Source organism: Pseudomonas sp. ICBG1301, from assembly GCF_016918385.1.
GTDB classification, from domain to species: domain Bacteria; phylum Pseudomonadota; class Gammaproteobacteria; order Pseudomonadales; family Pseudomonadaceae; genus Aquipseudomonas; species Aquipseudomonas palleroniana.
In genome coordinates, this window is the sequence record NZ_JAEKGB010000002.1 from 608,363 (window position 1) to 626,387 (window position 18,025).

Annotated in this window: 16 protein-coding genes and 1 tRNA gene; 9 read left to right on the forward strand and 8 right to left on the reverse strand. The window is 60.1% G+C overall.

Annotated elements, in window-relative coordinates; translation table 11 throughout:
* The first annotated feature begins 50 nt into the window (after nt 1-50).
* Complete coding sequence (locus tag JBE38_RS06610) at nt 51-1,622, forward strand: aldehyde dehydrogenase (NADP(+)) (protein ID WP_205343923.1); 1,572 nt, start codon at nt 51-53, stop codon at nt 1,620-1,622.
* 2 nt (nt 1,623-1,624) lie between these two features.
* A complete protein-coding gene (locus tag JBE38_RS06615; protein WP_205343924.1) occupies nt 1,625-2,884 on the forward strand; it encodes an NAD(P)/FAD-dependent oxidoreductase in 1,260 nt (419 codons plus the stop codon).
* Nucleotides 2,885-3,006: 122 nt separating this feature from the next.
* Here JBE38_RS06615 and JBE38_RS06620 read toward each other — a convergent pair whose 3' ends face one another.
* From JBE38_RS06620 to JBE38_RS06630, 3 genes are all read right to left on the reverse strand, one after another.
* Nucleotides 3,007-3,990 carry a GlxA family transcriptional regulator gene (locus tag JBE38_RS06620; RefSeq protein WP_060752741.1) on the reverse strand — a complete coding sequence of 328 codons (984 nt, stop codon included), beginning with the start codon at nt 3,988-3,990 and terminating at the stop codon, nt 3,007-3,009.
* A 395-nt stretch (nt 3,991-4,385) separates the two neighbouring features.
* Entirely contained in the window at nt 4,386-4,994 is a 609-nt protein-coding gene (locus JBE38_RS06625) for a LysE family translocator (protein ID WP_060752740.1), read from the reverse strand.
* Nucleotides 4,995-5,158: 164 nt separating this feature from the next.
* Complete coding sequence (locus JBE38_RS06630) at nt 5,159-5,878, reverse strand: CerR family C-terminal domain-containing protein (protein WP_060752739.1); 720 nt, start codon at nt 5,876-5,878, stop codon at nt 5,159-5,161.
* Nucleotides 5,879-5,977: 99 nt separating this feature from the next.
* Here JBE38_RS06630 and JBE38_RS06635 point away from each other — a divergent pair, with 99 nt between their 5' ends.
* The 4 genes from JBE38_RS06635 (at nt 5,978) to JBE38_RS06650 (ending at nt 11,578) form a co-directional block, all read left to right on the forward strand.
* Nucleotides 5,978-7,087: an HlyD family secretion protein gene (locus JBE38_RS06635; RefSeq protein ID WP_205343925.1), complete on the forward strand. Its 1,110-nt coding sequence runs from the start codon at nt 5,978-5,980 to the stop codon at nt 7,085-7,087.
* Nucleotides 7,080-8,648, forward strand: a complete 1,569-nt coding sequence (locus JBE38_RS06640) for a DHA2 family efflux MFS transporter permease subunit (protein ID WP_205343926.1) — start codon at nt 7,080-7,082, stop codon at nt 8,646-8,648. The genes JBE38_RS06635 and JBE38_RS06640 overlap by 8 nt, the downstream gene beginning before the upstream one ends.
* Nucleotides 8,645-10,066, forward strand: coding sequence for an efflux transporter outer membrane subunit (locus JBE38_RS06645; RefSeq protein WP_205343927.1), 1,422 nt, complete (start codon nt 8,645-8,647; stop codon nt 10,064-10,066). The genes JBE38_RS06640 and JBE38_RS06645 overlap by 4 nt, the downstream gene beginning before the upstream one ends.
* Nucleotides 10,067-10,369: 303 nt before the next feature.
* Nucleotides 10,370-11,578 (forward strand): multidrug effflux MFS transporter, encoded by a 1,209-nt coding sequence (locus JBE38_RS06650; protein ID WP_205343928.1) that lies wholly within the window; start codon nt 10,370-10,372, stop codon nt 11,576-11,578.
* 84 nt (nt 11,579-11,662) lie between these two features.
* Here the strand turns inward: JBE38_RS06650 and JBE38_RS06655 are convergent, their stop codons facing one another.
* Nucleotides 11,663-12,121, reverse strand: coding sequence for an Hsp20 family protein (locus JBE38_RS06655; protein WP_060752735.1), 459 nt, complete (start codon nt 12,119-12,121; stop codon nt 11,663-11,665).
* A 409-nt stretch (nt 12,122-12,530) separates the two neighbouring features.
* On the opposite strand from JBE38_RS06655, the gene JBE38_RS06660 reads away from it, so the two are divergent.
* Both JBE38_RS06660 and JBE38_RS06665 read left to right on the forward strand, forming a co-directional pair.
* Nucleotides 12,531-13,550, forward strand: coding sequence for an acyltransferase family protein (locus JBE38_RS06660; RefSeq protein WP_205343929.1), 1,020 nt, complete (start codon nt 12,531-12,533; stop codon nt 13,548-13,550).
* Between the two features lie 133 nt (nt 13,551-13,683).
* On the forward strand, nt 13,684-14,025 hold the full coding sequence (locus tag JBE38_RS06665) for a YceK/YidQ family lipoprotein (RefSeq protein WP_205343930.1): 342 nt from the start codon (nt 13,684-13,686) through the stop codon (nt 14,023-14,025).
* A 105-nt stretch (nt 14,026-14,130) separates the two neighbouring features.
* Here the strand turns inward: JBE38_RS06665 and JBE38_RS06670 are convergent, their stop codons facing one another.
* From JBE38_RS06670 to pvdQ, 3 genes are all read right to left on the reverse strand, one after another.
* Entirely contained in the window at nt 14,131-14,292 is a 162-nt protein-coding gene (locus tag JBE38_RS06670) for a hypothetical protein (RefSeq protein WP_205343931.1), read from the reverse strand.
* 233 nt (nt 14,293-14,525) lie between these two features.
* Nucleotides 14,526-14,599 (reverse strand) — tRNA-Cys (locus tag JBE38_RS06675).
* 212 nt (nt 14,600-14,811) lie between these two features.
* The gene (pvdQ, locus tag JBE38_RS06680) at nt 14,812-17,091 is read right to left on the reverse strand and encodes a bifunctional acylase PvdQ (RefSeq protein ID WP_205343932.1); all 2,280 of its coding nucleotides are present in this window, start codon (nt 17,089-17,091) and stop codon (nt 14,812-14,814) included.
* A 234-nt stretch (nt 17,092-17,325) separates the two neighbouring features.
* Between pvdQ and JBE38_RS06685 the strand changes: the two genes are divergently transcribed.
* Nucleotides 17,326-17,706 carry a fe2+ zn2+ uptake regulation protein gene (locus JBE38_RS06685; RefSeq protein WP_205343933.1) on the forward strand — a complete coding sequence of 127 codons (381 nt, stop codon included), beginning with the start codon at nt 17,326-17,328 and terminating at the stop codon, nt 17,704-17,706.
* A 14-nt stretch (nt 17,707-17,720) separates the two neighbouring features.
* Here the strand turns inward: JBE38_RS06685 and JBE38_RS06690 are convergent, their stop codons facing one another.
* Complete coding sequence (locus JBE38_RS06690) at nt 17,721-17,915, reverse strand: hypothetical protein (RefSeq protein WP_161547902.1); 195 nt, start codon at nt 17,913-17,915, stop codon at nt 17,721-17,723.
* Between the last annotated feature and the right edge of the window lie 110 nt (nt 17,916-18,025).

The following is an 18,025-nucleotide window of genomic DNA, read 5'->3' on the forward strand; positions in this document are numbered from 1 at the left end:
CGCCGCCGTGACGGTCACGGCGGCCCCTTCCTTTTTTGCAGGACGACTCCATGACTCTGACGGGCAGTATGCTGATCGGACAGCACGCCGTTTACGGCAATCGCGAAGCGATCCGGGCCATCAACCCCGCCACCGACAGGCCGCTGGAGCCAGCCTATCACGGCGGCAGTGGCGAGCACGTCGAACGCGCCTGTGCCCTGGCCTGGGCGGCGTTCGACACCTTTCGTGAAACCTCGCTGGAGGTTCGTGCGAGCTTTCTCGAAAGCATTGCCGAGCACATCGAGGCGCTCGGCGACGAACTGATCGAACGCGCCGTGGCCGAAACCGGCCTGCCGCCCCAGCGCATCCAGGGTGAGCGCGGCCGTACCTGCGGGCAATTGCGCACCTTCGCACGCACCGTGCGTGCGGGTGAATGGCTGGACGTACGCGTGGATACCGCTGAGCCTGCGCGACAACCGCTGCCGCGTGCGGACCTGCGTCAACGCCAGGTGCCGCTCGGACCGGTGGCGGTCTTCGGTGCGAGTAATTTCCCGCTGGCCTTTTCCGTGGCCGGCGGTGACACCGCGTCGGCCCTGGCGGCGGGATGCCCGGTGATCGTCAAGGCCCACGGCGCACACCCGGGCACCAGCGAGTTGGTCGGGCGCGCAGTGGCCCAGGCGGTGAGCGCCTGCGGTCTGCCGCCAGGCGTGTTCTCCCTGCTGTACGGTTCGGGCCGTGAAGTGGGAATCGCGCTGGTGACCGACGCACGGATCAAGGCCGTCGGCTTTACCGGCTCGCGCAGCGGCGGTCTGGCCTTGACCCAGGCTGCGCAGGCGCGGCCCGAACCCATCCCGGTGTACGCCGAGATGAGCTCGATCAACCCGGTGCTGCTGTTCCCCGCAGCGCTGCAAGCCCGCGCATCCGCGTTGGCTGAGGGCTTTGTGGCGTCGTTGACCCAAGGGGCCGGACAGTTTTGTACCAACCCCGGTCTGTTGATTGCCCGCGCAGGCGAGGCGCTGGATCGCTTCATCGGTGCCGCGAGCGAGCGACTGCAAGGCTGCACGGCGCAGACCATGCTCACACCCGGCATTTTCAATGCCTATGCCACCGGTGTGAGTGCACTGGCGGAACATGCACAGGTCGTCGCACAGGGGTTGCCGGCCACCGGTCCGAACCAGGGCCAGGCGCATCTGTTCATCACCCAGGCCGACGCGTTTCTCGCCAACCAGCACCTGCAAGCGGAGATCTTCGGGGCCAGCGCCCTGCTGGTGGTGTGTGCCGACGATGTGCAAGTGCGCCAGGTGTGCGAGCATCTGGAAGGCCAGCTCACCGCCACCCTGCATCTGGAGGCAGCCGACCTGGCCAGCGCCAGCGCCTTGCTGCCGGTGCTTGAACGCAAAGCCGGGCGCCTGCTGGTCAACGGCTGGCCGACCGGCGTGGAAGTCTGCGACGCCATGGTCCACGGTGGCCCGTTCCCGGCGACCTCCGACGCCCGCAGTACCTCGGTGGGGACGGCGGCGATCCTGCGTTTCCTGCGCCCGGTGTGTTATCAGGACTTCCCGGACAGCCTGCTGCCCTACGCACTTGAGCAGGCCAATCCGCTGCAGCTGCGGCGCTTGCTCAACGGCCGGAGAGAGGTGTAGCCATGGGCGCTTCCAACACGGCCGATATCGCGGTCGTCGGCGCCGGCATTATCGGCGTCGCCTGTGCCCTGCAATTGGCGCGTCAGGGCCACCGCGTGGTGGTGGTCGACCCGCAGGACCCGGGCATGGGCGCCTCTTATGGCAATGCCGGGCACCTGGCGACCGAACAGGTGTTCCCGATTGCCGATAGTTCTATCCTCAAACGCCTGCCGGCCATGCTGATGGACCCCATGGGCCCCTTGCGCCTGGACTGGAAATACCTGCCGCGCGCCCTGCCCTGGTTTGCGCGCCTGCTGCTGAACCTGCGCCCGGCCCGCTACCGGCAAACGGTGGCGGGCATCCGTGCGCTCAATGAGGCCAGCCTCGGGGCCTGGCAGCGCTTGCTGCAGTCGATTGAACAAGCGCAACTGCTGCGTGCAGACGGCTCGTTGCTGGTGTATGAACGCGCCGAGTCGCAGGCGGCCATTGAGGCGTTGCGCGAGCGCATGCAGCAGCAAAACGTGGCGGTGGCGGTCTGGTCAGGCGATGCGGTGCGCCAGGCGGCGCCGCAATTGAGCGATAGCATCCAGGGTGCGCTGTTTTTTCCAGGCACCGGCCACTTTCTCGACCCTTTTCACGTGGTCGGCGAGCTGGTCAAGGCCGCCAAGGCCCAGGGTGTGCAATTTCTCAAGCAGCGCGTCGTGGATGGGCGTGTCGAGGCCGATGGCGTCTCGTTGATGACGGACCAGGGCGTGCTGACGGCGCGCCAGGTACTGATTGCCTGCGGTGCGCATTCGGCCCGGCTCACCACTGCGCTGACCGGTAAAAAAGTCCCGCTGGACACCGAGCGCGGCTATCACCTGATGCTGCCTCATGAACAAGACCGCCTGCCGTTCGCCGTCACCTCCTTTGAGCGCAAGTTCATCATGACGCCCATGCTCGGCGGCTTGCGCCTGGCGGGCACGGTGGAATTCGCCGGGCTGCTGCGTCCGCCGAATATGCAGCGCGCCTGGCAATTGCATCGCTTGAGCCAGGGCTTGTTTCGCCAGGACCTGAGTACGCAAGGCGCCACGCCCTGGATGGGCTTTCGGCCGTCTTTGCCCGACTCTTTGCCGATTATTGATCGCGTCGCTGATGGCAAGGTGCTGCTTGCGTTCGGCCATCAGCATCTGGGGCTTACGCAGGCGGCCGTTACGGCGGAAATGGTCGTGCAACTGCTCAAACCTGAACCACTGAACCCTGGGTTACCGGCTCAGGGAGCCTATCGGTTGGAGCGTTTCTAAAAGTCGAGCTTGAGCGAGGCTGCGAAGGCGGTGTGTCAGGTGACGTCTCTATCGATTGTGCCGCCCCTATCGAAGCCTCGCTAAAGCTCGACATCTCCCACACTGGGCGGCGTTGGCGCGGGCTACTTGACCAGTCGCTTCTCTTTCGACGGCCGATAGCCGAAGTAGGCGCTGTAGCACTTGCTGAAATGGCTCGGCGACACAAACCCGCACGCAACCAGCACATCGACTTGGGACAACTCGGTGTGCTGCAGCAACCGCCGCGCCTCGGTCACGCGCAATTCCATGTAATAGCGTTGCGGCGTGGTGCCCAACTGCTCCTTGAACAAACGCTCCAGCTGACGCCGCGAACGGCCGGCGTACACGGCCAGTTGGTCGAGTTCGAGGGGTTCTTCCAGGTTGGCGTCCATCAGTTTCACCACCTCGCGCAACGGCGCGCTGACGCAGACGTTCTCGGTGGGTTTGATCCGGCGATAACGCGACTCTTCAAAGGCCAGGATGTCTTCGATCCCTTCGACCAGCGCCTTGCCATGCAGCTCCTTGATCCAGTCGAGCGCCATATGGAAGGCTCCCGATGGGCTGGAAGCCGTCAGGCGGTCGCGGTCGATCACGTAGGGCTCGCTGGTGACCTGGGCGGCCTTGGACACCTCCGCCAGTGCCGGGCGATGTTCCGGGTGAATGGCGCAGCGGTACCCGTCCAGCAGGCCGGCCCGCCCGAGGAACCAGGCGCCATTCCACAGGCCGGCGAGGCCGATACCGAGTTCGTCGGCGGTACGCAGCAGTTGTATCAACTCATCGCCCGCCTTGAGTTCGGTGCGAAAACCACCACACACCACCAATAAATCCAACTCCTGCAATACCGCCGCGTGCAGGGGCGCATCGGGGCGGATCACCAGGCCCAGGTCGCTGATGACCTCGGCATCGCTGAAGCCGAAAGTACGCGTCGTAAACAGCTCGGGCCGCAACAGGTTGGCGGTGATCAGCGTATCGAGGGCCTGGGTGAATGCGGGCAGGGAGAAATGTTCAAGCAACAAAAAGCCGACGCGCTTGAGCGACGACGGCTGTTGGGGAGAGTCATTGAGGTAGCGCAGGTTCTTGCCTTTCATACCACCGCTGAACTGGCGTCTTTCCATCGAGGGTCGGCCCACTGTTATTGTTGAGTGCTGTGGGCGACATCTTAGAGGATTGGTGCGTCAAAGCGGCGAAAACGTGGAATGCAGGGCTGATCTTTATAAACACGGCCCCTTTGCAAGCCCGCGCCGCTGCACACCCAGAGTGATCTGATACGGTTTTTTCTTTCGCATCTGCCGCTGTATCGAAATCGGCCCCGAGCGGACAATAGCCTCACTCCCGACACCCTTGTCGAGCATGGCAGGCAGGTTCCTGCCATCCCCTTCCCTTCGGAGGCGTTATGACCAAGATGGCACTTTTCCTGTTCGGCTTTCTGGTGCTGACCATCGGCATCGGCATGCTGGCGACCATATCCCCGGTTTAAAGCCGATCAACTGCCCGCGAGCATCGGATACAACGACACCACCAGCAGCGCAGCCATCAACCCGTTGAACAACCGCAACCAGCGCGGCTCGCGCAACACATTGCGCAAGCCGCTGCCACAGCCCACCCAGACACACACGCTGGGCAAGTTGACCACGGCAAACACCAGGGCGATCACCAGCACGTTGGTGATATAACCCTCGGCCGGCGTATAGGTGGTGATCGCGCCCAACGCCATGATCCATGCCTTGGGGTTGACCCATTGAAACGCCGCTGCCGCCAGGAACGTCATGGGCTTGCCCTGCTCATCACTGCTGTCGGACATCCCTGCGGAAGTCGCAATCTTCCACGCCAGATACAGCAAGTAGGTCGCGCCCATATAGCGCAACACCGTGTAGGCCCACGGAAACAGCTTGAACACCTCGCCCAGGCCCAGCCCCACCGAAATCACCAGCACCATGAAGCCGATGCTGATCCCCAAGGCATGGGGCATCGACCGACGAAACCCGAAGTTCACCCCCGACGCCAGCAACATGGTGTTGTTGGGGCCCGGGGTGATCGAGGACACGAAAGCGAACAGCACGAAGGCAGACAGCAGGCTGGTAGACATGAACATGGCGCGGCATCCTGGCGGTTGTTATGTCTGCGACAGTAAAGGGTTCTCGAACGGAACGCCCCGTACAGCTAAGAACGGAGCGAGGAATACACTTAGGTGCTCTCGAGAGAATCAGGTTTTTCGGTACCGTACGGCCACACCGCAAAAGATCACCGGCCTCAACGCTATGGAACGGAACTGGATGAGAAATCACGCTGCCTGACCAACCCCTCCAACGTAAACCGCGCCTGCATCAACACCACATCCCGCACCAGTTCCATCTCCTTCTGATTCACTTGCGTCCACTTCAGCGCCTCGAGCAGCTTGGGTTTCTGTACCCGAAATGCCAGCCCTTGGGTGAACAGCGCCATGGAGTGAATCACCGTGCGTTCATCTTCCACGGGAAAACCGGCCAGGCGCGCGATCAGTTGGCGGATGACCCGGCCAATACGCGCCTTGAAGCGATCTTCAAACGCCATGGTCGCGCTTTCAGGGCATAGACCCGCCTGATGCCGATCGAGAAAGGCGCGCCAGGCCGTGGCCTGGGGGCTGTCCTGGATCGTCGAGACCACGGTCGCCAGGATGCCCAGCGACACTTCGATCAGGGTGCTGTCTTGAGCCTTCGCATCGCCCAGCGCGCATTCAGCGGCGTCCACGCAGGGGCCCATTTTGCCCCAGAGCAACGTAATCAAATGCTCGACGCACTCCAGGTACACCCCCTCCTTGCCATCGAAATAGTACTGGATCGCCGGGGCGTTGACGCCGGCTGCCGTGGCGATGTCGCGGGTGGAGGCGCGGTCGTAGCCACGCTCGCCAAACACCACGATCGCCGCCTCGATGATACGTGCGCGAGTTTCTTCACCACGCTGATAGCCACCCTCAGCGGCGGGTTTATGTCGTGCCATGTGCCGCTCCTTTTCTCTACCGGAGCAAAATATACCAGTTGACAAAAATTCGCGAAGAATAGAATTTATTCCAGCTGATATAAATCTGGAGTGACCTCAATGTCTGCCGCACCTCCCTCTCCTCAGGTCATTCCTGATGACACCGTCAATGGCCAGCGTGGCAAGGCCCGACGCATCCTCCTGAGCATCGCGACCCTCGCGTTGTTGATCGGCCTGGGCTGGGCCGCGTGGTGGTGGCTTTCCGGGCGCTTTATCGAGACCACCGACGATGCTTATTTGCAGGCCGACAGTATCAGCGTGGCCCCCAAGATCAGCGGCTATGTCGCGCAAGTCCTGGTGAGCGACAACCAGAACATCAAGCGCGGCGACGTGCTGGTCCGCCTGGACGCGCGCAAGTATCAGGCGGTCAGCGACGAAGCCACGGCCACCATTGCCGCGCGTCAGGCCGACTTCGCCAAGGCCCAGGCCGACCTGGTGCAGCAGGACTCGACCATCGCCGAAGCCCGCGCCCAGTTGCAAGGTGCCCAGGCCGACGCCCGCCACGCGCAGGCTGAAGTCGCCCGCTACGCCCCGTTGGCCCGCTCCGGCGCCGAGCCGCAGGAGCGTCTGGCCCAACTCAATAACCAACTGGCACAGGCGCGCAGCACCGTGGCCGCCAAACAGGCCGCATTGCGCTCCAGCGAAACGCGTTACGGCACCCTGCAAGCCCAACTCAAACAGGCCCAGGCACAACTTGGCGTGGCCAAAGCCAGCGAGGCGCAGAGCCAGTTGGATGTGGATGACGCGGTGATCCGCAGTCCGCTGGATGGCCGGGTGGCCGATCGTGGCGTGCGCGTCGGCCAGTACGTACAACCCGGCACCCGTTTGCTGACAGTGGTGCCCATCAGTGCGATCTACCTCACCGCCAACTACAAGGAAACCCAAATCGGCGACATGCGCCCAGGCCAAAGCGTCAGCGTGCACGTGGATGCACTGCCGGGCCGTAAGCTGGAGGGGCATATCGACAGTCTCTCGCCTGGTACCGGCGCACAATTTGCGTTGTTACCGCCGTCGAATGCCACCGGCAACTTCACCAAAATCGTGCAGCGTGTGCCGGTGCGTATCGCCCTGGATATACCGGAAGAGGTGCGCATCGCGCTGATGCCCGGCCTGTCGGCAACTGTGGAAGTAGACACCCGCACCCACGGCGCGGACGCCAATCATGGCTGAAGCCCTGATCGCCGAGGTAGCCGCCGAGAAACCGCGCAACGCCTCGCTGACCGACTGGATCGCCGTCGCCGCTGGCGCGTTGGGCGCCTTGCTGGCGACGCTGGACATATCGATCACCAACTCGGCATTACCGCAGATTCAGGGACAGATCGGGGCCACCGGCACCGAAGGTACCTGGATCGCTACCGGTTACCTGATGTCGGAAATAGTCATGATCCCCCTTGCCGCCTGGCTGACACGAGTATTCGGCCTGCGCCGGTTCCTGATCGGCACCGCTCTGATGTTCACCGCGTTTTCAATGTTCTGCGGCCTGTCGGCGAGCCTCGGCGCGATGATCGCCGGGCGCATCGGCCAGGGCTTCGCCGGTGGTGCGATGATTCCCACCGCACAGACCATCGTGCGCACGCGGCTGCCGCCGCACCAATTGGCGATCGGCACCACGATGTTCGGCATGACCGTGATCCTCGGCCCCTTGCTCGGCCCGGTGATCGGCGGCTGGCTCACGGAAAACATCAACTGGCGCTGGTGCTTCTTTCTCAACCTGCCCATCAGCATCGCGTTGATCACACTGCTGATCACCGGCCTGCCGAGCGAGCGCATGAACCTGCAACACTTCATCAGCGCCGACTGGCTGGGCATCCTGGGCCTGGCCATGGGCCTCAGTTCACTCACCGTGGTGCTTGAGGAGGGCCAGCGCGAGCATTGGTTCGACTCGTTGTTGATCACCTGGCTGAGCATCGCTACGGCGGTGGGTTTCTTCCTGATTGCCATCGGGCAGTTCAGGTCGCGTAAACCGATCCTGCGCCTGCAACTAGTGCTTAACAAAAGTTTCGGCAGCGTGCTGTTGATCGCCACCGCCGTGGGGGCCGGGCTCTATGGCACGGCGTATCTGGTGCCGCAGTTCCTTGGCGTTCTGTCCGGCTACAACGCCCAGCAGTCGGGCGCAATCATGCTGCTGTCAGGGATTCCGGCATTTATGCTGATGCCGATCTTGCCGCGCATGCTCGGTCGCTACGACTTGCGCTGGATGGTCGGCGCCGGTCTGTTGCTGTATTGGGCCAGTTGTTTTGTGGACACCACGCTCACCGCTGACAGCGTCGGCCACGATTTCGTGTGGTCACAGCTGTTACGCGGCTTTGGGCAGATTCTAGTGATGATGCCCCTCAGCCAACTGTCGATGCGCTCGGTCGACACACGCGACGCCGGCGATGCCGCCGGGCTCTACAACATGTCGCGCAACTTGGGCGGCACCCTCGGGTTGGCCTTGCTCGGCGTGCTGATGGACCGACGCAGTCACTTTCATGACGACATGCTGCGTGAGGGCATCCAAGCCAACAGTCAATTGGCCCAGGCCGACATGGCAAGTCATACCGCCAGCTACCTGGCGCAAACCGGCGATCCATCCAGCGCACCGCTGCAGGCACTGGCCCAGTTGGCCAATGATATTGCCCGGCAGGCTTCGGTGATGGCCTACAACGATTCATTCTATGTACTGGGACTCGCGATGCTGGCGTGCCTGCCCCTGATATTCATCCTGAAAAAGCGCACGGTACCCCGATGATTGCTCGCTGCTTTCCCCTGCTTCTCACCGTCGGCCTGCTGTCTGCCTGCACCGTCGGCCCGGACTATCCAGGTGCCCCCACCGTTGCGCCAAAAACCCTGGCGGCCGGGCGTCTGCCCCATGCCGGCAACCATGCGTCAAACGCACCTGCCGTCGCCCAATGGTGGCGGACACTGGGCGATTCGCAACTCAACGGGTTGATCGAACAAGCCCTGCAAAACAGCCCCGACATCGCCACCGCCCAAGCCCGCGTGAAACAGGCCCGCGCCAGCCTCAGCAGCGCCCGCGCCGACGCAATGCCCAAGGTCACCGGCGACGCGGCAATGCTCAGGTTGCGCTCTCCCGACACCTCGGCGCTCGGCGGCACTGGTGGCGGCGGTCGCGGCCCATTGAGCCTGTACCTTGCAGGCTTCGATGCCAGTTGGGAGGCCGACCTGTTCGGTGGCACTCGTCGCGCCGTCGAAGCCGCACAGGCAGAGGCTGACTCGGCGCAGGCGCAGTTGGCCGATGCCCAGGTACAACTCGCGGCCGAGATCGTCCAGGCCTATACCGACCTGCGCGACCAGCAGGCACGCCTGGCGCTGGTAGACGCGAGTGTCGAGATCGAAAACCAGGCCTTGAACCTCACTCAGCAACGCCGCGACCGCGGCGTGGCCTCTCAATTGCAGCTTGAGCAAGTATTGACCCAAGCCGAAAACACTCAAGCTCAGCGCCTGCCACTGCAAGCGTCCATCGCCGAATCCCTCGACCAACTCGACCTGCTCTGCGGCCTGGAGCCTGGCGAACTCGACAGCCAACTCAGCACCACCCGCGCCCTGCCCGCCCTCCCTGCCGCCGTCCCCATCGCCGACCCGGCCACCCTGTTGAAGGCCCGCCCCGACATTCGCAGGGCCGAACGCAAACTGGCGTCGAGCTACGCCCAAATCGGCGAGAAAACCGCAGACTGGTTCCCCAAACTGAGCCTGATGGGCGACTTGTCTTTCTCCGCCGGTGATCCGGGGCACTTGGTGCGCAAAGACAACGGGAGTTGGCTGATACTGCCGCGCATCACCTGGAACGCTCTGGATTTCGGCCGCGTCAGCGCCAGCGTCAAAGGTGCCGAGGCCGGACGTGACGAAGCGCTCGCGCAGTACAAGAGCGTGGTATTGAGCGCGCTGCGCGATGCGGATGTGGCTTTGGCGCGGTATGGGCATCAGCGCCAGAACGTGCTGCTGTTGCGCAATGTGGAGTCTTCGGCAGTGCGTGCGGCCGATCTGACTCGTCAGCGTTATCGGGCGGGCACTGCGAGCACGCTGGACTGGCTGGATGCAGAGCGCACGCGGTATCAGGCCCAGGAGAGCCGGATCTCGGGGGATGCGCAGTTGTTGAAGGACTTTGCTTCATTGCACAAGGCGTTGGGGCTGGGGTGGACGCTTTGATCAAGTGCTCCGGATGGGCTACAACAACAGCTGAGCCCGCGCACGTTTCGCTGATCAGCAAGCTATTTCATTGCGCCAGAAAACCGGGATACGCGAAGAATAAAACCCACCCACTCGATTGATAACGCAGTACCTCTGACTAGGCTGCGATTGTCGCATTGACCCGACACTCAACTGACTATCAGGAGTAACACTCATGAAAGCAACTAGCCTCGAATCGAAAAAAATTGCCAAGCTGCACTGCCTTATCACGGCTAAAGCCCGTTAAACGAAGTGAATGATGAAGCTGGGCGGGACTGATTGATGCCTGAGACAACGGATCGTTCGAACCGGACCAGCAAAGTCGCCGCCGTCGTGCTCCTCATGACCATGGTCATGCTGGGCGTATTTCCGATCGACGTGCTCCTGCCTTCGTTCCCGGCGCTGTCAACGCACTTCAACACCACGCCCTCAGACATTGCATTGTCTGTCAGCGTATTTGCGATCGGCATCTCCCTCTCGCAATTGCTGATCGGCCCGCTGTCTGACGCACTCGGTCGCAAGAATTTGCTGCTGGGCGGTATGGCCGTTTCGGTTGTGGGCGCCTTGGGCTGCGTCTGGGCGACGGACTATGCAGCCTTCCTGATATTTCGTGTGGTTCAGGCGGTAGGTTGCGGCTGTTTTGTGTTGTCCCAGGCCTTGGTACAAGACCTGTTTGTGGGTAAGGAGCGCGACCGCTTGCGCATCCTGATGGTGACGGCCAGCGGGATTTTCATTTCGATCTCGCCGCTGGTGGGTAGCGTGCTGCAACAGTGGCTGGACTGGCAGGGCAGCTTCTACGTGTTCGCCGCCATTGCCATCGTGGTGTTTGTGAAAGCCAGTCTGTCACTGCGTAACCCGCCCATCGTGAATGCGGGGGCGAATCTCAATATCTTCAAAACTTACCGGCAGCTGTGCCGTCACTTCAATTTCATTGCGTACTGGTTGATCTGCGCCATCGTATTTGCCTGCCACTTCTCGTTCATCGTGGTCTCGCCCCTGGTGTTCCTTGAACAGTTGCACATGAGCAACTACGAATTCTCGCTGATGCTGCTGCTCTACGGCGCGGCCTACGTCATGGGCGGCACGCTCGCCGGCGTACTGAGCAAGCGCATGGAATCAGCCACGCAAATCAGCACGGGCTTGTGCCTGATATTCCTTGCGGGGCTGACGATGCTGCTGTTGGCCAATCTCTATGGCCTGACGCCCCTGACCGTACTGGTGCCCATGATGATCTGCACCGCAGGCACGACCATCACCCGCCCCGCCGCCACCTCCAGAGCGATGGAGCTGTTCCCGGACAACGCCGGGGCCTCGGCGTCGGCGGGTAATACGATTATTTTCATCGGCGGCGGCTTGATCAGCGCCCTGGTCAACCTCAGCCCGTTTGACCTGCAGATGACGTTGGCGATCAGCTTCATTGTGCTGAGTGGTGTTGCGCTGCTTGTCAATGAACGCATCAATCGGGCGGCCAGCGTACAAAGCCTGGCGTGATACGCGGTCGACGTGGTCAGCGCATCGTCGTTACGCCGGAGCAAAAAAAGGCGCTCCTGAGAGCGCCTTTTTATTACCACTGACTTACTGCAAGCTTACCTGACGTAGTTCGGGTTCTTTCCCGCCACCGATCGTGATGCGTTTAGGCTTGGCCTCTTCAGGCACCACACGCAGCAAGTCGATGCTTAACAGTCCGTTGTTCATCGAAGCGCCACGCACCTCAATGTGATCTGCCAGGCGGAACGACAACCGGAATGCCCGTTGCGCGATGCCCTGGTGCAGATAGGTGACTTCTTTGTCGGTTTCACGCTTGTCACCCACGACTGTCAAGACGCCCTTCTCGACCTGGATATCCAGATCCGCTTCAGTGAGTCCGGCTACGGCAATGACAATGCGATATTCGTCGTCACCGTGCTTTTCCACGTTGTGAGGCGGATAGGTGTTTGGAGCCTCGCTGCGCAGCGCCGACTCAAACAGGTCATTGAAGCGATCGAAGCCCACGGATTGACGGAACAAAGGGGCCAGCGAAAGGGTAGTAGCCATCTCGAAATCTCCTGACTAAATCCAAGTGATTAAGTGCGCGACCCGCATTCGGCGTCGCGTGCTGAAAATTTATGTGCGCCGAAAAAAATTTCAAGAGGGGTGAAAAAAATTTTTACATTCGCGTAATCGGGTTGCTTTGGGCGATTGATGCCTATCGACGTCGGTTGCTGAGGGCTGAAGACGGCTCAGGCGGTATAGCGGTTTTATGATGATCACTGCGGACAACGAGGAAAGCGTCACAGGCATACGAGCGCGCTCATCAACCGGTCTGTCGAGCATTAATGATAGAGAGCCAGCATTAGTGCGCGGTGACCTCACATAAAACAGGTCAATACGGTGTATCCAGCGCGGCGGGCCTTGAAAGATTTTTCGGGTATACTGCGTTCTTTTTGCGCAGATGATCCAACGGATGCTCAATTCAATACAGACACTCAGAGCTTTGGCTGCATGGCTTGTTGTCCTTCATCACTACATGCAAATCGCGCACAACTTCAAACTTACCGATACTGTTTCAATTGCGTTATTCAAGTACGGCGCTATCGGCGTTGATTTATTTTTCGTGATTAGCGGCTTTGTCATTTATCTATCCGCTTCAGGAAAAAATCAGACACCCATGGTGTTTGCCCTTCACAGAATCGTAAGGATCGCACCCGCCTATTGGCTATTCACGCTTATCACGGCTGCCTTGCTGATTTTTGCACCAGGCATTGTGCCCCTGACCTTGTACGACCCTATATTCTTGATTAAAAGCTTGTTCTTTATTCCAGCGCAGAATCCGTCCGGGATTGGGCTATTCCCAATCATTACGGTCGGCTGGACTTTAAATTACGAAATGGCATTTTATGCAATCTTCTTTTTTACTCTCTTCGCTCCTGCTAAGTTCAGAATACCCGCCATCGTCCTTGGCGTATTTCTGCTTGGAAAAGCCATACCCGAACTGGGTGGCGACTTTGTTTTTTTTACGAACAAAATCGTCTATGAGTTCTTATTCGGCATCTTCATCGCCTACGCCTATCAGAAAGGAATTATTCAGAAGATACCGACAACACTTGCAGCGCTAATGACAGCTATCGCTCTATGGAAAATAACCGACTACGGGCCAGTCAACCATGACCCATTCCGATCTGGCCTGCCCTGCGCCGTCATTTTAATCGCTGCCGTATCTCAAGAGCGACACTTCTCGCGCATTGGTTTCCTTCGGCAGCTAGGCGACTGGTCCTATTCCACCTATCTGTGCCATGTGCTTGTAATGTGCCTGCTGATTCAAGTTCAGTTAGCCTTTAACCTGAGTGACTGGATGACGTTTGCATTGATTGTATTGGGGATCGGTGCGGTTTCTTACGCAAGTTTCACTTTCATTGAACGTCCTCTTTCAAGGCTCACTAAGCAGAAAATGAAAGGCGCACTTCCTGCTTCCACCTCTGCGTGAAGCAGGAACAGACACGCCTGCCACATAAAACCCCAGGCGCTCAAGGCCGTAACCAGCTGCCAACAGGGTCTGTACATTCAGCTACAGACATCGCGACTTCGGTTAACCTGAAAATTTCTGGCAGGAAGCCAATATGGTGCAGCTCAAAAACGCGCTAATGCTTATAGCAGCGCTATCCGCTACAGGCTGTGGAACCATCAACACCACTTTCCGAGACGACATGGTCGCGAGCAATAAACTTGCTCGTTGGAAATCTCACTGCGATTCGGTACCGAGAATTTATAGCGGTGCCGTTTTTGATTACTGCACACTCGATGCAGCACCACGCCGGAGCACCGGCTTTGACGGATACCCATCTGCGTCATTAATTGCGCTGGATATGGGGCTGTCTGGAATTGCCGACACCCTCCTCTTGCCCTATACGATTTACCTGCAAAGCAAGCACGGAGATATAGAAAAGGCGAGATTCGAATAGTCGCATGCAAGCGTCCCAGTCCTGCCTGGGGCTGTCCTGACTACAGGTAAATTCGAGGCAATTAAAAACCCGGCGCGGTGGCCGGGCTCGACGCATTACACATTTTCAGTTGTCGGGATGCTCGCTCGCCACTGAATCAGCAGCGTCTACATCCGACATGTCCTCTTCAAGAGGCGCGTCATCGTCTGGAGGCAATGGAATACCATCCTCATCGCGCTTCGAATCGTGCCCTGCCTGATTGTCCGGGGCGTTCTCGTTGATTTCCATGCTGGCTCTCCGTTCTAACGCACAGGATATCCGCGCTTAAAGATGGGAGTCTGATGAGTTGTAGCGAGTGCCGGGCACTGGACGAACGGCGCAAAGCAAAAGGCCTCGCACAATGGCGAGGCCCGGATTAAGTGTACGGCCAAAACCGCAGATAACTATCCCAATGTCTGGCCGAGCAAATCCACAGGCACAAAAAAAGCCCCGCAACCTAATGGCTGCGGGGCTTTCGAGAGTGGAGGCCGAGGTCGGAATCGAACCGGCGTAGGCGGATTTGCAATCCGCTGCATAACCATTTTGCTACTCGGCCTCAAACGATCAATGCCCTTACCACTGGCACTCACCGCATATAAACTTGAGTGGGCTATAGAACCCTGCCTCTACTCTAACTCATTGAATACATTGAGGTTTTTAATGCCTCGTTGCGTTCGATGGGCGCCATTATGTACTCATTTGCTTTTGCCTGCAACCCCTTGATTTCAAAAATATTTCGTATTGGCATCAAGGGGTTGCGGGGCTGTCTTACTCCTGGATGCGTTGCTCCTGGTACTGCGGGTCGGCCTTGATCTGGGCGTCGGTGAATGGCAGTGGGCGCAGTTTTTTATCGGAGAAGGCTTGGGTCTGGTCCTTGGCATGTGGCGAGGTGGGGTTGCTGGATTCGGAGAACGCCAACAGCCCGAGGGCTTGGGGGCCTTTGTCGTCGAAGGTGACGATTTGCAGGTAGCTGGTGCCGCTGATGACTTCGCGTTTGCCGTCGGCGCGGGGCACGGTTTGCATGGCGTTGTAGATGCCCAGGTGTTGCGGGCCGCCGTGCATCGGGATTTGGCCGCTGACTTGGATGTCGCCCCAGCGGCTCAGGCCAAGTTTGCTCACGGCTGCCGTCGACGCGAGCATGGCTTCGCGCAAGACCTTGGCCACGGGGGCACGGTCGATGGCAAGGCCACGCGGCGTGGTCAGCGGTTGGGCTGGGTCGAAGGCGACGCGCCAGGCATCGGGGATTTGCTGTAGGTGATCCACCAGATTGATGAAGTGCACCAGGCCCAGGCCGCTGTCGAGGTTGGCGTGCTGGTCCCAGTTTTTCAGGCTGGCGCACAGTGGCTGCAAGGCCGTGGCGTCGGCACCGAGATGTTTGGCGCAGAATTCGAGCAGGTCGGGCATCACTTGGCCGGCGAGGTACACCTCGTTGTCCATGACCATATTTTGCAGGTCATTCACGCTGATCGGCTGTTTTTCCAGGGATTGCAGGCGCTGCACAGCGAAACGCGCGCGTGGGCCGAGGCCGATGTTGTCCTGGCTGATCACTGGTGAGAACCCGGTCAACGGCGCCTTGGGATTGACCAGCCATGCCGAGTCGTTGGCATGCTGCACGTAGTCGCTGCGTTGCAGTTGCGGCAATTGGTCGGCGGGGAAGATGCCGGGCTGGGCCGCGCGCGGGTCGATGTCCCAGGCGCAGGCGCTGTGGGCGCCATCGAGCAGGATCATTTGCAGGCCGGCCCGTGGGTCGCTGCACTGTTTGAGTTTGGCGGCGCTGACGTTGGGCACCACCGACAGGTTCATGTACAGGCTCTGGCCCTGGTCGTCGGCGGCCAGCGTGTTGACCCACGGAATACCTTGCAGGCTATGCACCGAGGTCTGCAGTTCCTGGAGGCTGGCGGCGCGGTTCATCGCGTACCACTGCTGCAACACGCGGTCATTGCCCAGGTTGGCGTCGCGCAGGCTGAACGCGTAGCGGCTGTCCCAGTCCAGTTTGCCGGGCCATTGCACCACGGGGCCGAACTGCGAGCTATAGACCGTATGCGTCTGCGCCTTGAGGTCACCGCCGGGTTGTTTGACTTGCACCGTCAGCGTGGTTTTATCCAAGGGGATGGATTTGCCGTCGAGCAGGTAACGCGTGGAGTCCTTGGGGTCGAGCGTCAGGCGATACAGGGTGAAATGCTTGGAGGTGTCGACCGTATGCGTCCACGCCACATGCTGGTTGAAGCCGATATTGATCACCGGCAAGCCTGGCAGCGCCGCCCCCATCACATCCAGTTGGCCTGGAATGGTCAGGTGCATCTCATAAAAGCGCATGCCGCCCACCCAAGGGAAATGCGGGTTGGCCAATAGCATCCCACGGCCATTGAACGAACGGTCACGGCCAACCGCCACCGCATTGCTGCCCCGTTCAAGGTTGAAGCGCTGTTGATGGGCTGCGGCCAGCTCAAAGGCTTTTGTGCCAGGTTGCACACGCGCCGTGGCTTGAGGTGGCGCGGCGCCGACCAGGGCTTCGGCGAATTGGCCGACGCCGCCTTCCACCAGCAGTCGGCGTGTCAGCTTGACCAGATCCTCCACCACCAGCGGTCGAACCCAGTCAGCCTGGCACTGAGCGGGTGCGCCCTGCTCTTTCAGATAGCGGTTGTAACCCGCGACATAACCTTCCATGCGCTGGCGCATCTGCGGGCTCTGCGCCTTCCAGAACGCGCCAACGGCCTCAGGGGTGTTGAGCCAGGTGAAAAAGATATCGCTGGCAAGGTTGTTACGCTCCTCCAGCGTCGCCTGCTCCGGGCCAAAGAACCTGGCGCGCTCGCCGTTCACGGTGACCACTTCGTTGGCCAACAGACACAGGTTGTCTTGGGCATAGGCATAGCCGATGCCGTAGCCCAGGCCGCGCTCGTCTTGGGCGCGGATGTGCGGCACGCCGTAGGTGGTGCGGCGGATTTCTGCGGATGCCTGCGCCAGCGGCTCGCGTGCCGATGCAGCAAGACTCGACCCCAGCAATGCCCCTGCCAGGCACACCCTCACCCACCCGTTGAAAATAATCACGCAAGCTCCACAGTCAAATTGAACAACACGCGGGAAACCTCCCCACCCTAAGGACGCATCCCGCCGGGAACAATTTAGCCACGGCATGGGTGATTTGCAGCGTTTGACCTGTGACAAACGTGATACCGACAAATTTTCTACATCTGCCGCTTCATGATTTACGTCGCTCGTTCGTCTTATTGGCTAAGAGCGCCATCATTTTTCCTGATCAGGCTCTGATAAGGAGTTTTTTGCATGTACAACTCGCAACTGCCCACGGACGGACACTCACCGGCTGCCGATGCCCATTTCAGCGCCGGCCCCCAAGCGCTTGGCAAAGCCACTGAACAGCAAGGCAACCAGCGCATTCGCCATTTGCTCAAATACTTCGGGCTGCGCACCAGCCTGATCCGGCTGAAAGTCATCGACGCCCTGCTCACTGCCGCAGACAACCAGCGCACCCTCGGGGTACGTGGCGTGCACAGCCATTTGCTCGAGCTGGGCATTCCGCTGTCGTTTCTCAGCGTGCGCGAGGTGCTCAAGCGCCTGTGCAGCGAGGGCGTGCTCACCCTCAATGCCGACAAAAGCTACAGCCTGCATGAAGAGGCTGCCAAAGTGCTCGACGGCCGCGCTTGAATCTCGCCGCGAGATCAGAAGCCAGGCTTGACCTTGCGCCGCATGATGCCGTTGATGACCACCACGATCACTGCCACGGCAATGGCGATGTACTGGAAGGTTTTCTCGCTGATAACCCCAGTGTTCTGCAGGTGAGACAGGCCAAGCATGGTCGCCAGTACGATCAGGGAAATCAGAATGGAATATTTCAAACGTTGCTTTTGGGTCATGACGGGTTCCTGAACCTAGAGAGTATGTCCACTTTGTAACGCCGCGATCTATCCGTTAACGGGGACGGATCGGTGAGTCGGCCAGCGCCTATGTTACAGGCGATGTAAAC